This is a genomic window from Cupriavidus sp., from assembly GCF_057315035.1.
The window spans coordinates 34120-49863 of record NZ_DBHKYV010000044.1; the positions used below are offsets into that span (position 1 = coordinate 34120).

General features: G+C 64.4%; 13 protein-coding genes. 5 read left to right on the forward strand and 8 right to left on the reverse strand.

All coding sequences use genetic code 11. From position 1 onward, the window contains the following. Positions 1 to 21: 21 nt before the first annotated feature. The 4 genes from ACO550_RS33485 to ACO550_RS33500 all read left to right on the forward strand — a co-directional run bounded on the left by ACO550_RS33485 (position 22) and on the right by ACO550_RS33500 (position 6214). On the forward strand, positions 22 to 780 hold the full coding sequence (locus tag ACO550_RS33485) for a thioredoxin fold domain-containing protein (protein ID WP_315596837.1): 759 nt from the start codon (positions 22 to 24) through the stop codon (positions 778 to 780). A gap of 102 nt (positions 781 to 882) precedes the next feature. After that, entirely contained in the window at positions 883 to 1884 is a 1002-nt protein-coding gene (acuI, locus tag ACO550_RS33490) for an acrylyl-CoA reductase (NADPH) (protein ID WP_315596838.1), read from the forward strand. A 64-nt stretch (positions 1885 to 1948) separates the two neighbouring features. Beyond that, a complete protein-coding gene (locus ACO550_RS33495) occupies positions 1949 to 3763 on the forward strand; it encodes a M61 family metallopeptidase (protein ID WP_315596857.1) in 1815 nt (604 codons plus the stop codon). Positions 3764 to 3844: 81 nt separating this feature from the next. Further along, positions 3845 to 6214, forward strand: a complete 2370-nt coding sequence (locus tag ACO550_RS33500) for an FUSC family protein (protein WP_315596839.1) — start codon at positions 3845 to 3847, stop codon at positions 6212 to 6214. A gap of 160 nt (positions 6215 to 6374) precedes the next feature. Here ACO550_RS33500 and ACO550_RS33505 read toward each other — a convergent pair whose 3' ends face one another. Both ACO550_RS33505 and ACO550_RS33510 read right to left on the reverse strand, forming a co-directional pair. Beyond that, positions 6375 to 7721: an ABC transporter ATP-binding protein gene (locus ACO550_RS33505; RefSeq protein WP_315596840.1), complete on the reverse strand. Its 1347-nt coding sequence runs from the start codon at positions 7719 to 7721 to the stop codon at positions 6375 to 6377. 10 nt (positions 7722 to 7731) lie between these two features. After that, positions 7732 to 9477, reverse strand: coding sequence for an ABC transporter permease subunit (locus ACO550_RS33510; RefSeq protein ID WP_315596841.1), 1746 nt, complete (start codon positions 9475 to 9477; stop codon positions 7732 to 7734). Positions 9478 to 9706: 229 nt separating this feature from the next. Between ACO550_RS33510 and ACO550_RS33515 the strand changes: the two genes are divergently transcribed. After that, the gene (locus ACO550_RS33515) at positions 9707 to 9994 is read left to right on the forward strand and encodes an acylphosphatase (protein ID WP_315596842.1); all 288 of its coding nucleotides are present in this window, start codon (positions 9707 to 9709) and stop codon (positions 9992 to 9994) included. On the opposite strand, the gene ACO550_RS33520 is transcribed toward ACO550_RS33515, so the two are convergent. The 6 genes from ACO550_RS33520 to trpE all read right to left on the reverse strand — a co-directional run bounded on the left by ACO550_RS33520 (position 9991) and on the right by trpE (position 15423). After that, a complete protein-coding gene (locus ACO550_RS33520) occupies positions 9991 to 10761 on the reverse strand; it encodes a uracil-DNA glycosylase (RefSeq protein ID WP_315596843.1) in 771 nt (256 codons plus the stop codon). The genes ACO550_RS33515 and ACO550_RS33520 overlap by 4 nt on opposite strands. Further along, positions 10761 to 11396, reverse strand: a complete 636-nt coding sequence (locus ACO550_RS33525) for a CYTH domain-containing protein (RefSeq protein ID WP_315596844.1) — start codon at positions 11394 to 11396, stop codon at positions 10761 to 10763. The genes ACO550_RS33520 and ACO550_RS33525 overlap by 1 nt, the downstream gene beginning before the upstream one ends. Before the next feature lie 18 nt (positions 11397 to 11414). Further along, entirely contained in the window at positions 11415 to 12218 is an 804-nt protein-coding gene (trpC, locus tag ACO550_RS33530) for an indole-3-glycerol phosphate synthase TrpC (RefSeq protein WP_315596845.1), read from the reverse strand. A gap of 6 nt (positions 12219 to 12224) precedes the next feature. Further along, complete coding sequence (gene trpD / locus ACO550_RS33535; protein WP_315596846.1) at positions 12225 to 13253, reverse strand: anthranilate phosphoribosyltransferase; 1029 nt, start codon at positions 13251 to 13253, stop codon at positions 12225 to 12227. A gap of 62 nt (positions 13254 to 13315) precedes the next feature. Continuing rightward, a complete protein-coding gene (locus ACO550_RS33540) occupies positions 13316 to 13885 on the reverse strand; it encodes an aminodeoxychorismate/anthranilate synthase component II (RefSeq protein WP_315596847.1) in 570 nt (189 codons plus the stop codon). Positions 13886 to 13902: 17 nt separating this feature from the next. Continuing rightward, complete coding sequence (trpE, locus tag ACO550_RS33545; protein ID WP_315596848.1) at positions 13903 to 15423, reverse strand: anthranilate synthase component I; 1521 nt, start codon at positions 15421 to 15423, stop codon at positions 13903 to 13905. Between the last annotated feature and the right edge of the window lie 321 nt (positions 15424 to 15744).

The window sequence follows — 15744 nt, forward strand, 5'->3', positions numbered from 1 at the left end:
ATACCGATACCTGGAGTCAATATGTTGCAACTGTTCCGCCGCCGATCCGCCCGTGCTGCTGCGATTGTCGCCTTTGCCGGCGGCGTGGCCGCCGCGGGTTATGCCATTCACGCGCTGGCCGCGGATGAGCCGGGTACGGACAAGATCAAGGCATCGATCCAGAAGATGCTGGGCGGCCGCGCCGAGGTCAAGAGCGTGACCAAGGCGCCGGTACCGGGTCTTTATGAAGTCAACGTGGGCGGCCAACTGGTCTATACCGACGTCACCGGCCGCTACATCATCAATGGCGAGCTGATCGACACCAAGACAAATACCAACCTGACCGAAGAGCGTCTGGCCGAGATCAACAAGATCAAATGGGCTGACCTGCCGCTGTCGCGTGCCATCAAGTGGACCAAGGGCGATGGCAGCCGCAGCGTGGCGGTCTTCTCGGATCCGAACTGCGGCTACTGCAAGAAGATCGAGCAGACCTTCCAGCAGATGGACAACATCACGGTCTACACGTTCCTGTATCCGGTCCTGTCGCCCGATTCGTCGGTCAAGGCCAAGCAGGTCTGGTGTTCGGCCGACCGTACCAAGGTCTGGCGCGACTGGATGCTGAACCATGTGGCACTGGTGGGCAATGGCAGCTGCAAGACGCCGGTCGACGAGAACCTGGCACTGGGCCAGAGCCTGAACATCAACGGCACGCCGGCGGTGTTCTTCACCGATGGTTCGCGAATCCCGGGGGCGGCGGACGTGGCCACGCTGGAGCGCAAACTCGCAAGCCTCAAGAAGTAACACAGGACGCCGGATTCGCCCCGGCTGTCTGAAGCGGCCGGCATAGTCCGGCCGCTTTGCTTTTCAGCCATCCATCCGATCAGAACAACGGGAGACACCGACATGACATTCCAGGCTTTGCTGCTGTCCCAGACCGATGGCAAGACCCAGGCGGAAGTGGCGCAACTCGACGAAAGCCAGTTGCCGGACGATGGCAATGTGCTGGTGGCCGTCGACTACTCGACCATCAACTTCAAGGATGGGCTGGCCATCACGGGGCGCTCGCCGGTGGTGCGCAAGTGGCCAATGGTGGCCGGTATCGACGGTGCGGGTACGGTGCTCGAATCCGGTGATCCGCGCTGGAAGACTGGCGACCGCGTGGTGTTGAACGGCTACGGGGTGGGCGAAACGCATTGGGGTTGCCTGTCGCAACGTGCAAGGCTCAAGGGCGAGTGGCTTGTGAAGCTGCCAGATGCGTTCACCACGCGCCAGGCCATGGCGATCGGCACCGCCGGCTATACCGCGATGCTGTCGGTATTGGCATTGGAACGCGGCGGCGTCAACGGGCCGGTGCGTCCCGGCGATGGCGAAGTACTGGTAACCGGCGCATCGGGCGGGGTTGGCTCGGTGGCCATCGCGATTCTCTCCAAGCTCGGTTATCGCGTGACGGCATCGACCGGCAAGACATCGGAATCCGACTTCCTGCGCGCGCTGGGTGCGGCCGAGGTGATCGATCGCACCGAACTGGGTACGCCGGGCAAGCCATTGCAGAAGGAACGCTGGGCGGCAGTAGTCGATTCGGTGGGCTCGCATACGCTGGTCAATGCCTGTGCGCAGGTGCGCTACGGCGGCGTGGTCACGGCGTGCGGACTGGCGCAGGGCATGGATTTCCCGGCCTCGGTGGCGCCCTTTATCCTGCGTGGCGTGACGTTGGCCGGCATCGATAGCGTGATGGCGGCGATGGCGCTGCGCGAGACCGCGTGGAAGCGTCTGGCCCAGGATCTGGCTCCCGATCGCCTGCAGGCCATCACACGTGAAATCAGGTTGGCCGAAGCGGTCGACGCGGGCCACAGGATTGTTGAAGGAGGCATGCGCGGTCGCGTGGTGGTCGACGTGAACGCCTGACGCGGGCGGTTGCCGCAACCTGGTGTCCCGGGCTGCCCCGGGACCAGACGCTACAATCGTGACCATGACGCCGATCCGCTACGCCATCGCCCCGCTTCATCCAGAAGCCCATCTGTTCGCCGTTACCGTGACGGTGGATGCTCCCGATTCCGCCGGCCAGGTCTTTACGCTGCCAGCGTGGATTCCGGGTAGCTACATGATCCGAGACTTCGCACGCAATATCGTCCGCATCCGTGCCGATGCGGGACGCGTGCAGGTGCCGCTGACCAAGCTCGACAAGCAGACCTGGCAGGCCGCGCCGTTGCCGGTGGAGGCTGGTCCGCTGACCCTGAGCTACGAGGTCTATGCATGGGACCTGTCGGTGCGCAGCGCGCATCTCGATACGACCCATGGCTTCTACAACGGCAGTTCGGTTTTCCTGCGCGTGGTGGGGCAGGACGATAGTCCGTGCACGGTCGATATCCATCCGCCTGCCGGCGAAGCCTATGCCGACTGGCGCGTGGCTACTGCGCTGCCTGAAGCGCGTGGTCCCGGTGGCGCGCGCCGCTACGGCTTTGGCCGCTACCAGGCCACCGACTACGACGAACTGATCGACCATCCCGTGGAGATGGGCACGTTCGCGCTGGCCAGCTTCCGCGCCTGCGGTGTGCAACACGATGTGGTCTTTACCGGCAAGGTGCCGCAACTTGACCTGCAACGCGTATGCCGCGACCTGAAGCAGATCTGCGAGGCGCAGATCAGGCTGTTCGAACCGCGTTCGGAGCGTGCGCCATTCCTCGACAGCAACCGCCGCTACGTGTTCATGACGATGGTTACGACCGATGGTTATGGCGGGCTTGAACATCGTGCCAGCACGGCGCTGATGTGCGCACGCAATGACCTGCCGGTGCGTGGCAGCAGCGAAACCAGCGAAGGCTATCGCACCTTCCTGGGACTGTGCAGCCACGAGTATTTCCATACCTGGAACGTCAAGCGCATCAAGCCGGCCGTCTATGTACCGTACCAGCTCGCGGAGGAAACCTACACGCCGTTGCTGTGGTTGTTCGAGGGCTTTACGAGCTACTACGATGACCTGATCCTGGTGCGTACCGGACTGGTGAGCGGGCAGCAATACGTGGAGATGCTGGCCAAGACCTGGAATGGCGTATTGCGCGGCAACGGCCGCACCAAGCAGAGCGTGGCCGACAGCGCCTTCGATGCGTGGACCAAGTACTACCGGCAGGACGAGAACGCGCCCAACGCGATTGTCAGCTACTACACCAAGGGTTCGCTGGTGGCGCTGGCGCTGGACCTGACCATCCGCGAGAAGACGCGCGGCCGCAAATCGCTCGACGACATCATGCGTGCGCTCTGGCAGCGCTACGGTCGCGATTTCTATGCGCCGGGCACCCACCAGCGCGGCGTGACCGAGGCCGAGGTCCATGCCTTGTTCGATGAGGTCACGGGCCTGCGCCTTGGCAGCCTGTTGCGCGCGCTGACAGAAGGCACGGGCGAAATCGGTCTGGTGCCGTTGTTCCGCGCGTTTGGCATTCATGCCGAACCACAGAAGCCGGCGGGCGCGGCCGCGCTGGGTATCAAGACCCGCACCGACGAAGGCTGGGTGCGTGTCAGCCAGGTGCTCGATGGTGGCGCGGGCCAGCAGGCCGGCGTGTCGGCGGGCGACCTGATTGCCGCGGTGGACGGGCTGCGCGTGGCGCCGGGCCAGCTCGACAAGATGTTGTCGCGCTACCGGCCTGGTGATCGTGCGGAGCTGCACGTGTTCCGGCGCGACGAACTGCAGGTGCTGCCAGTGACGCTGGCAAGGGAGCCAGCCACGCAGTACAAGGTATCGCTTGATCCGGGCAAGCATGCGGGGCGTACACGCTGGCTTGGCCAGTAATCCGTCTGTCATGGCCCCGTCGCCGGCATGGTGACATGGTGACGGGGTTGGCCTTCATCGTTTCGGCACGTCGGACACGTCATGGAATACGCGCACGATCCTCGCACATTCCTCTACTCGCACTATATCTATCGTGGCCTGCGCTCGGCCACGGGCGTAATTGGCTTGACGCTGATCGCCATGCAGTTCATGGACCTGCCCAGCGCCATGGTGGTGTCGGTCGGGGCGCTGTGCACGAGCCTGATGGACCTGCCCAGCCCGTTGTCGCACAAGTTCAACGAGATGCTGGCCAGCGTGCTGCTGTGCACCGCGGTCACCGCATTGGTGGCACTGGCCACGCCGTTTCCGCGCGTGCTGCCGTTCGTCCTGGTGCTGGTTACGTTCCTGGCCGGCATGATGACGGTCTATGGCAACAAGACCATGCCGCTGCAGTTCTCGATGCTGTTCGTCATGACACTGACGGTCAACGAGGACTTCGTGGTGCGCAAGGCGCTGTCGCACGCGGCGTTGTTCGGTGTCGGCGCGTTTGGCTACCTGTTCTATGCGATGACGGTCAGCTGGATCATGGAGCGCCGCACGCGGCAGCAGATCCTGGCTGAATCGCTCTACGAGATGGCGGGCTACCTTGAGATCAAGGCCGCCTTCTACGATGCGGGTACCGACTACGACGAACAGTTCAATCGCCTGGTACGCCAGCAGATCGTGGTGGCCGAACGGCAGCAGGCCGCACGCGACATGGTGCTGCGCGGCAACAAGACGCGGCATGACGGGCTGCTGGTGCGGGTGCACCTGCGCATGCTCGATCTCTACGAGTACCTTCTGTCGACCAATACCGATTACGCCACGTTGCGCCAGACATTCGGCGGCACCCCGGTGCTCGACGGCCTGCGCCGACTGGTGCTGGGGCTGTGCAAGGATCTTGAGGAGATCGCCTACGACGTTACGCGCGGGCGTCCCTCATACAGCGCGATCGACTATCGGCCCGATCTGCGCCGGGTAGAGGATGAGATTGCGCAACTGCGCCACCATCATGTTTCCGCCACTGCGATGACCGCGCTGAGCGATACGCTCGAGATGATCCGCGGTGCGATCACGCTGGTCGGGCAAATGCATGAGGCATCGCGCACGCCAGTGGAACCGGCTCAGGTCTTGCCCGGCTCCGACATGACGCCGTTCCTGACGCGCCAGAAGTACGAATTCGGCGTGGTGCGCGATAACCTGCACTGGCGCTCGCCGGCTTTCCGCTTTGCCATGCGCATCACGATGGCCGTGGCGGTGGGGCTGTGGCTCGGTGACCGGCTGCCCTATGCGTCGCACAGCTACTGGATCTTGCTGACCATCGTGGTGATCCTGAAGCCGAACTTCAGCATGACCAAGCAGCGCTATAACGATCGCCTGATTGGTACGCTGATCGGCTGCATCGTCAGCGTCGGCATCCTGCGCTGGATTCACGAGCCGCTGGTCCTGCTGGGCATTCTCTATCTGGCGCTGGTGGCCAGTGCCGCGTTCGTGACGATCAAGTACCGCTACACCGCAATCGCGGCGTGTATCCAGGTGCTAATCCAGATCAACCTGCTGATTCCCGGCAGCCAGACCGTGGTGGGCGAGCGGCTCGTGGATACCGTGATTGGCGGCATCATCGCGTCGATTTTCAGCTTTGTATTGCCCAGTTGGGAATACCGCGCGATTCCGAAGCTGGTCGAGAATGTGCTGCAGGCCAATCGACGCTATATCGCGGCCACGCGTGACCTGCTGGTGCGTACCGCCAAGGATGATTTCGCGTACCGTGTGCAGCGCAAGCAGTTCATGGACAACTTGTCGGCGCTGATCTCGTCGTTCCAGCGCATGCTCGACGAACCGCGCAGCCGGCACCGCGCGGTGGACAACCTGAGCCGCTTTATCGTGCAGAACTACCTGGTGGCAGCGCACGTGGCGGCGGCCCGTATCCAGGTGCGGCAGCACTATGGCGAGCTCGATATCCCCGCCGCGGAAGCGGCAATCGTACAGGCGACCGATGCCGCGGTGCGTTCGCTGACACTGGCCAGCGAACGGCTGGCCGGCGAGGAACGCCATGGCCCGCGCGGTGCCGGGTTTATCCGATCACCCGCCGAGGCAGCCGTAGCCGGCGTGGGCTTGGTCCATGAAAGTGTGCCGGCCACGGTGGCGCAGGCGGATGACGAAGCCAGCGATCGTCGCGCGCGCATCGCCGATTCGGCGGATCGACGTAAGGCCGACGTGCTGGCGCAAGCGGCAGCAGCTGGCGAAATTGGCGCGAATGAGCCGTTGCAGAAAACGCAGGAGCAGCACGCCGCGACCGCCGCCAGTTCGTCAGGCCGCGCGGCCAATGCACTGCTGGAGCGGCGTCTGCGCGCATTGCGCGAAGACGCGGCAAAGATCGCACTGCGGACTGGTGCGATCGGCAGGGCGATCCGCACGCCGTTGAAAAGCTAAAAATATCGATGTCTTTCTCCCCTCTCCCGCGAGCGGGAGAGGGGCGGGGGAGAGGGCCGGCGCATCAATCTGGGACAAGTCGCAATTTGAACCTCATGCCCTCTCCCCCAACCCCTCTCCCGCGGTGCGGGAGAGGGGAGCAAAGCAACGCGTGCAGTTGTTACTCGGCCGGCGGTAGCGGGGAGTGCATCGCTGCCACTTCCGCTTCCGGCAACGTCAGCATCCCACTGTTGAACGAATACCCATACACCTCGCCATAGCGGCCCCAGTCGATCGCAATCTTCAGTACGCGTTCGGCCTCTTCCGGTTTCAGGAATACTGCAAGCTCGCGCAGCACGGCTTCTTCACCGACCTCGCCATCGGGACTTTGTTCGAGCTCGCGGCGGATATGGGCGGCCAGTGCCACGTGCGTCAGCAGTTGTCCTCCGAACAGTACCTTGCGCTCGGGCGGTTCGGTTTCGTAATAGCTGCGTCCCAGCGCGGTGGCCGTAATGTCGCCGCGTTCGATAGTGGCCAGCCCCAGCAGTTGCATGGCTTCGCACGCGGGTAGCAGGTCATCGTCGGTCAGGCCCGCTTCGTTGGCCAGGTGCGGCAGGTCGGCGCGGCCGAAGAATGGCGATTCATGCAGCAGGTCAAGCACGGCTTCCATCTGGCTGATGTCGGCATCGGGCAGGCGGTAGCCAATCTGCTGCGCGGCGGCCATCGCCGGCACGCGTGGACCGACTGCGGCGGGCGAAGTCATCAGCATGTAGACCTCGTCGATCAGCGCGCGCACCTGTGCATCGTCGCGGTTGCGCGGGCGCGGAAATGGCACGCGCACTTCGGCACGTACCCGGCCCGGATCGCTGGACAGGATCACGATGCGGTCCGCCATCATCACCGCTTCCTCGATGTTGTGCGACACGATCAGGATGCTCTTGATGTTGGCGCGGCCTGATTCCCACAGATCCAGCATTTCATCGCGCAGCGTTTCGCCGGTCAGCACGTCGAGCGCGGAGAATGCTTCGTCCATCAGCAGCAGGTCGGGCTCGGTCACCAGCGCGCGTGCAATGCCCACGCGCTGGCGCATCCCGCCCGACAGTTCACGGGGCAGCGCGCTGTTGAAGCCGGACAGGCCAATCATGTCGATGGCCGCTTCGGCGCGGCGCGCGCGCTCGCCCTTGGCCACGCCCTGGGCTTCGAGTCCGAGTTCCACGTTTTGCTGCACCGTCAGCCACGGAAACAGCGCGAAGGACTGGAACACCATCGCGATGCCCTCGGCGGTGCCGGTCAGCCGTTGGCCACGGAAGTGCACTTCGCCGCGATCGGCGCCGACCAGGCCGGCCATGATCCGCAGCAAGGTGGATTTGCCCGAGCCGGACTTGCCCAGCATGGCCACGATCTCGCCTTCGCGCAGCGTCAGGTTCACCCCTTCGAGTACGGCGCGATCGGAGTGATCGGCGGTGCGGAACATCTTGCCTACGCCGCGCAGGTCGATCACCGGTTTGGAGTTGTCTTGCAGTGCCATCTTGTGTGCCTCAAAGGCGGGTGCGCGCCTGCGCGAGGTCGTAAAGCCGGTTCCACAGCAGCCGGTTGAAGCCCACCACGAACAGCGCCATCACGCAGATACCGAGTGCAATGCGCGGGAAGTCGCCACGCGCGGTCATCTCGGCGATGTAGCTGCCCAGTCCTGTGGCGACCAATGTGCGGTCGCCCCAGGTCACGTACTCGGACACGATGCTCGCGTTCCACGAGCCACCCGCCGCCGTAACCAGACCGGTCAACAGGCTCGGGAATACCGCGGGAATCAGGAATCGGCGCCACAGCAACCAGCCCTTGAGCCCGAAGTTGCGCGCCGCCAGCCGCAGCTCGCTGGGGATGCCCGACGCACCGGCCACCACATTGAACAGGATGTACCACTGCGTGCCAAAAATCATCAGCGGGCTGAGCCAGACCTCGGGGTTGAGGCCGAATTTCACGATGGCCATCACGGCCAGCGGAAACATCAGGTTGGCCGGGAACGCGGCCAGGAACTGTGCCACGGGCTGGGCAATGCGGGCCACGGACGGATTGAGCCCGATGCGGATGCCGATCGGCACCCATACCAGCGCAGCCAGCCCGATCAGCACGATCACGCGCACCATCGTCAATGTGCCGAGCCACAACACATGCGCGGCTTCGGCCCAGCCGACTTCGGTGTGCACGAAATGGATCACGCGATACAGCGCGAGCAATGCGATGGCGATGATGATGGCGTCGCGCAGTCGATCGAAGCGCGAACTCCAGCGTGCCGGCGCCTCGGGCAAGGCCATCGTGCCGCGATGGCGCGCACTCCAGGCCAGCGTGTGGCCGGCCAGTGCGGCGGTTCGCTTGAGCAGCGCATGGACCCAGGCCGAGCGACGCAACAGGTTGAGCAGCCATGACTGCGGCACGGTGTCCTGCGCCAGCGTTTCAAAGCGGAATCGGTCGGCCCAGGCGACGAGCGGGCGGAACAGCAACTGGTCGTAGATCACGATGCCAACCAGCATCGCCACGATGGCCCAGCCAATGGCGGCCAGATCTTGCTGCTGGATCGCCAGCGCGATATACGAGCCAATGCCGGGCAGGCGAATATCGTGGCCCGAGACCGAGATGGCTTCGGACGCCACCACGAAGAACCAGCCGCCGGACATCGACATCATCATGTTCCAGAGCAGGCCCGGCATGGCGTAGGGGACTTCAAGCCGCCAGAAGCGTTGCCAGGGCGAGAGCCGGAACATCGCGGCCGCTTCGAGCAGGTCGCCCGGGATGGTGCGGAACGACTGGTACAGGCTGAAGGCCATGTTCCAGGCTTGCGACGTGAAGATCGCAAAGATGGCCGCGCATTCCACGCCCGCAAGGTTGCCCGGGAACAGCGCGATAAAGCCGGTGACCGTGATCGACAGGAAGCCGAGCACCGGAATCGACTGCAGGATATCCAGCGCCGGCACCATCACTTTTTCAGCGGTGCGGCTGCGTGATGCAAGCGCGGCGAATGCGAACGAGAACAGCAGCGACGCCAGCAGTGCCGCCAGCATGCGGATGCTGGTGCGCATCAGGTAATAGGGCAGCCAGGCAATATCGAGGTGGACAGCCAACGTCTCACCGGGCTGGTAAGGCACATGCATCTGGCGCGCGGCATAGGCCACGATCACAATGGCAGCCAGGATGATCGGCAATAGCGCGAAGTCGAACCGGTTCGGCGGTGCGGTGAGCAGCGGGCCGACATAGCCGGGCGCTTGCTTCTGGAAGGGCGTTGGTGGCATGGGCGCGACCTCCGGTTAATTTGATACGCCGCGCCCTCTCCCCCGGCCCCTCTCCCGCGATGCGGGCGAGGGGAGCAAACCGTCAGGGTTTGAAATGCTCGTGGTGTTCTCCCCTCTCCCGCGTGCGGGAGAGGGGCGGGGGAGAGGGCAAAGGCATCGTATGCTGACAACCTAACGCCGAAGTAACGCCCGAACGGGCTAGGTAGTTTACCTAGTAAGGGAGAAATTCATGACCGTACCGACCGAAACCTGGCATCTGCTTGCCCATGGCCGCGTACAGGGCGTCGGGTACCGCGCTGCATGTGCAGATCAGGCCACTGCGCTGGGCTTGGGTGGCTGGGTAAGGAACCGCGTCGACGGAACGGTCGAAGTCCTGGCCAGCGGCTCGTCTGCGCAGTTGGAAGCGCTAAGGGAATGGATGGAGGCCGGCCCGCCTGCCGCTCACGTATCGAAGGTGGAAGTGAGCGCAGCCCCGCCCGAGCAATTCAGCCAGTTCGAGTGGCGTCCGACCGCCTAGTTGCCGATCCAGTCGATACCGGTGCGCCCATGCCGCTCCAGCCAGTCATTGGCCTGCCTGAAATGCCCGCAACCCAGGAATCCACGATGGGCCGACAGCGGCGACGGATGCGGCGCCTCGAGCACGCAATGGGTCTGGCCTTCCAGTAGCGCCCGCTTGGCCTGCGCATGGCTGCCCCAGAGCATGAAGACCAGATTGGGACGCGACATGGCCAGTGCGTGGATCAGGCAATCGGTCACCGCTTCCCAACCGCGTTTGGCGTGGCTGGCCGCATTGGCCTGCTCGACGGTCAGTACGGTATTCAGCAGCAGTACGCCCTGACGGGCCCAGCCTTCGAGATTGCCCGAGGCACGCACCGGCTCGGCACCATACTCGGCGCCGATTTCCTTGAAGATATTGCGCAAGCTGGGCGGTACCTTGACGCCGTCGGGTACCGAGAATGCGAGGCCGTGCGCCTGCGGGATCTCGGCGCCGCCGACCACGCCGGTACCGTGATACGGGTCCTGGCCAAGAATCACGACCTGCACGGCGTCTGGCGGCGTCAGGTGCAGCGCGTGGAACACCGTGTGCGGAAACACCGGCTTGCCGGCGGCGCGTTCGCCGTCGACGAATGCACAGAGCGAATCCCAGTCGGCATTGCCAAGGCAGGGCGCCAGCAACTCGCGCCACGCGGCGGGCAGGGCATCGACCTGCGCTTGCAGGGTATCGATCGATCGGGTGGCTTGGGTGGCTTGGGGGACTTCAGGGGCGAACAGGTCGGCTTGCATCAGGTGGCACTGGTGAGTCGGTAGCCGCGAGCGGCCTTGCTGAGATCGGATGGTGTCAGTGGCGCCACATGCGCAATGCGCTTGCCGAACGCGCGCAGCGCCGCTTCGGCAACGGCTTCGCTGGCACCCTCATTGGTACCTTCATGCGGCAGCCATTCGAGTTCGAGTTCCTGGATGCGCTCGGTCATCGAGGTGCCCGGCGCGCTGATCGTGCCGATATCCAGCGCGGCCTCGATCGTTTCACCATCCTGCTCGACGATCCACGTGCGGCGCACGAAATCGGTCCGGAACACCGGGCCGAGGCGGTCAGCCAGCGGGGCCAGCACCGCACGGGCATCGTCGGCGAAGCGCTTCAACTCGATGGCTTCTCCCGCCACTTCGGTTTCCCACTCATGGCGCGCTGCCAGGCCGCCGGCGCTCTTGCCAGCGGTCTTCAGCGTCTGCAGCCATTGCGCGCCGCGTTTGCGCAAGCGCAGCGCGGCACGCGCCTGCGCCAGATCGCGCGCAGGCGTATCGAGGTAGACGTTCAGCAGCGTAGTTTCGCCGCGCGCCTCGCCATTGGCATCAAGCCACGCCGCCACCGCCGCGAGTGCGGCGTCGGGTACGGCCAGCTTCAGTTCGATTTCTTTCGCCATGGTGTCTCGGGGCGCTGGTCAGCCGAACAGCCGCGCCAGCTCCACGCCCGGTTCGGGCGCGCGCATGAACGCTTCGCCAACCAGGAAGGCGTTGACGTTGGCATCGCGCATGCGCTTGATGTCGTCCGGTCCACGGATGCCCGATTCAGTGACCACCAGGCGTTCCGCAGGCATGTGCGGCAACAGGTTCAGCGTATTGTCGAGCGAGACTTCGAACGTGCGCAGGTTGCGGTTGTTCACGCCCACCAGCGGCGTCTTCAGGCGCAGTGCCGCGTCGAGTTCGTCGTCGCCATGCACTTCGACCAGTACGTCCATGCCCAGCTCATGCGCGCACGCCTCGAGCTCGCCCATCAGGCCGTGATCGAGTGCGGCCACGATCAGCAGGATGCAGTCCGCACCCCAGGTGCGCGCTTCATAGACCTGGTACAGGTCCATCATGAAGTCCTTGCGCAGTGCCGGCAACGGGCAGGCGCCGCGCGCACGCTTCAGGTAGTCGGCGTGGCCCTGGAAGAAGTTCACGTCGGTCAGCACCGACAGGCAGGCCGCGCCATGCGTGGCGTAGCTTTCGGCGATAGCTTCGGGAACGAAGTTCTCGCGCAGCACGCCCTTCGATGGCGATGCCTTCTTGACCTCGGCAATCACGCCTGCGTGCCCGGCAGCCAGCTTCTCGCGCAGCGCGCGTTCAAAGCCGCGCGGCGCCAGGCCGGGCTCGCTGCGCAGGCTTTCGGCTTCGGCCCGCAGGCTGGGCAGGTCGCGCTTCTTGCGAGCGGCGGCCACTTCATCGGCCTTTACGGCCATGATCTTTTCGAGAATGTCGGACATGACTGGTTACCTGAATTGCTGCGTGGCGCGCACGAACTGGTCGAGCTTCTCGCGCGCGGCGCCGCTGGCGATGGCTTCGCGCGCGCGGCGGATGCCATCTTCGATCGAGCTGGCCACATTGGCCGCGTAGAGGGCGGTACCGGCATTGAGCGAGACGATCTCGCGCGGCGTGCCGGCGACATTGCCCAGTGCTTCGAGCAGCATCTCCTTCGATTCGGCGGCGTCAGCCACCTTCAGGCCACGGTTGGAAATCATCGACAGGCCGAAGTCTTCCGGATGGATCTCGTACTCGCGTACTTCACCGTCCTTGAGCTCGCCCACCAGCGTGGCGGCGCCCAGCGAGACCTCGTCCATGCCGTCCTTGCCATAGACCACGATCGCATGCTGCGCACCAAGGCGCTGCATCACGCGTACCTGGATACCAACGAGGTCCGGATGGAACACGCCCATCAGGATGTTCGGCGCATCGGCCGGGTTGGTCAGCGGGCCCAGGATATTGAAGATCGTGCGTACGCCCATTTCCTTGCGGATCGGCGCCACGTTTTTCATGGCCGGGTGGTGGGTCGGCGCGAACATGAAGCCGATGCCGGTCTGTTCGATGCACTGGCCCACCTGTTCGGGCGTCAGCATGATGTTCACACCCAGCGCTTCCAGCACGTCGGCACTGCCAGACTTCGACGACACGCCGCGATTGCCGTGCTTGGCGATCTTCGCGCCAGCGGCGGCAGCCACGAACATCGATGCGGTCGAGATATTGAAGGTGTGCGAACCATCGCCGCCGGTACCCACGATATCGACGAAATTCGCGCGGTCCTGCACGGTCACGTGGTTGGCGAACTCGCGCATCACTTGTGCGGCGGCCGAGATCTCGCCAATCGTTTCCTTCTTCACGCGCAGGCCAGTCAGGATGGCGGCTGCCATGACCGGGCTGATCTGCCCCTGCATGATCTGCCGCATCAGGTGCAGCATCTCGTCATGGAAGATCTCGCGGTGTTCGATGCAGCGCGTCAGCGCTTCCTGCGGCGTGATGGACATGGCGGTCTCTTCGGCGGAACGTTCGGTATGGTGGGCGGCGTAGGCTGAAAAATCGGCGCGCCTCATCGTGGCGACCGGATGAAATTGGCCAGCAGCGCATGGCCATGCTCGGACAGGATCGACTCGGGGTGGAACTGCACGCCTTCCACATTCAGCGTCTTGTGGCGCACCCCCATGATTTCTCCGTCCGGCGTCCAGGCCGTGACTGCCAGGCATTCGGGCAGCGTCTCGCGCTCGATGGCCAGGGAATGATAGCGCGTCACGTCGAAGTGCTTCGGCAGACCGGCGAACACACCTTCCTGCGTGGTCTCGATCGTGCTGACCTTGCCGTGCATCACCTGCCTGGCGCGGATCACCTTGCCGCCAAAGGCCTCGCCAATGGCCTGGTGGCCCAGGCACACGCCCAGCAGCGGGATCTTGCCCGCGAAATGCTTGAGCACGTCGACCGAAACGCCGGCCTCGCGCGGGCTGCATGGCCCCGGCGAGACGCAGATATGGTCGGGCTTGAGCGCCTCGATCTCGTCGATCGTGATCTCGTCGTTGCGATAGGTCCGCACGTCCGCGCCGAGCTCGCCGAAGTACTGCACGAGGTTGTAGGTGAACGAGTCGTAGTTGTCGATCATCAGCAGCATGTCATCTCTCCCGGGGCTCAGAGGTCGGCATCCAGGCCGTCCTGGACCTGTTCGGCGGCACGGATCACGGCGCGCGCCTTCGCCTCGGTTTCCTTCCATTCGGATTCGGGGTCCGAATCCGCAACGATGCCGGCGGCGGCCTGCACGTAGAGATTGCCGTCCTTGATCACACCGGTGCGAATGGCAATGGCCAGGTCCATCTCGCCGCCGAACGACAGGTAGCCCACCGCGCCACCGTAGATGCCGCGCTTGCGCGGTTCCAGTTCGTCGATGATTTCCATCGCGTGCACCTTGGGAGCACCGGACAGCGTGCCGGCGGGGAACGTGGCGCGCAGCACGTCGAGGTTGCTGATGCCCTCGCGCAGCGTGCCTTCCACGGAACTGACAATATGCTGCACGTGCGAGTATTTCTCGATCACCATCTTGTCGGTGACCTTGACCGAGCCGGTCTCGGCAATCCGGCCGATGTCGTTGCGTGCCAGGTCGATCAGCATCACGTGCTCGGCAATCTCCTTCGGATCGCTGAGCAGTTCGGTAGCCAACTGGGCGTCACGCTCGGGCGTGCTGCCGCGCGGGCGGGTACCGGCCAGCGGGCGAATCGTGACGATGCGGGCGGTTTCGGCGTCGCCATTGGTGCCGCCGACCTTGCGGGTTTCCTGGCGCACCAGGATCTCGGGCGAGGCGCCTACCACCTGGAAGTCACCGAAATTGTAGAAGTACATGTACGGCGACGGATTCAGCGAGCGCAGTGCACGGTACAGCGACAGCGGCGAGTCGCGATACGGCTTCATCAGGCGCTGGCCCACCTGCACCTGCATCATGTCGCCGGCCATGATGTACTCCTTGGCCTTGTGCACGGCGGTCAGGTAGTCGGCCTTGGCGAACTCGCGGTAGACGTCGGTCTGTACCGACGGGCTCGTCACCGGCACATCCACGGGCTGGCGCAGCTTCATGCGCAGTTCGCGCAGGCGCTGGCGGGCACGGGAGTAGGCTTCCGGGGTGGTCGGGTCGGCGTAGACGATCAGGTACAACTTGCCGGACAGGTTGTCGATCACGGCCAGTTCTTCGCACAGCAGCAACTGGATATCGGGCAGGCCCAGGTCATCCGGCATCTGCGTGTCGGCGAGCTTCTTCTCGATATAACGCACCGCGTCATAGCCGAAATACCCAGCCAGGCCACCGCAGAAACGCGGCAGGCCCGGGCGCAGCGCCACCTTGAAGCGCTTCTCGAAGCTGGCGATAAAGTCGAGCGGGTTGCCCTCGTGGGTTTCCACGACCTTGCCGTCGGTCACCACCTCGGCGCGCTGGCCGTAGGCGCGGATCAGCGTGCGGGCGTGCAGGCCGATGAACGAATAGCGGCCAAAGCGTTCGCCGCCCACCACCGATTCCAGCAGGAACGTGTTCACGCCACGCGTTTGCGACTGGGCCAGCTTCAGGTACAGCGACAGCGGCGTTTCCAGATCGGCCAGTGCCTCGGCCATGATCGGAATGCGGTTGTAGCCCTGGTCGGCCAGCGATTTGAATTCCAGTTCGGTCATGTCGATTCTCTTCTTGCGGTGCCGGCCAGTATGGTCGGGTCAGGCGGCACCGTGATGTCGTCGGCGGGGGAGGGCGCTATGTTGCGGCAACCCGCCCCGAAGGCGGACCGTGTCACGCAGGATCTGCGGAGTTTGCGCACAAGCGCGCACACGGCCAGAGGGTGGCGTGCGGCACGTTCATGAGGCTAACCGTAGCACAGCGGCAATCAGCTGCAACCGGAGCTACGGCGCTGGCGGAAGGATCTGCCGGGAAACCGGTCGTCGGGACCGGTCCGGCGGAGCTTGGGGGAAGGGTTCCGCGGAAGATTGCGAAATCCGGTA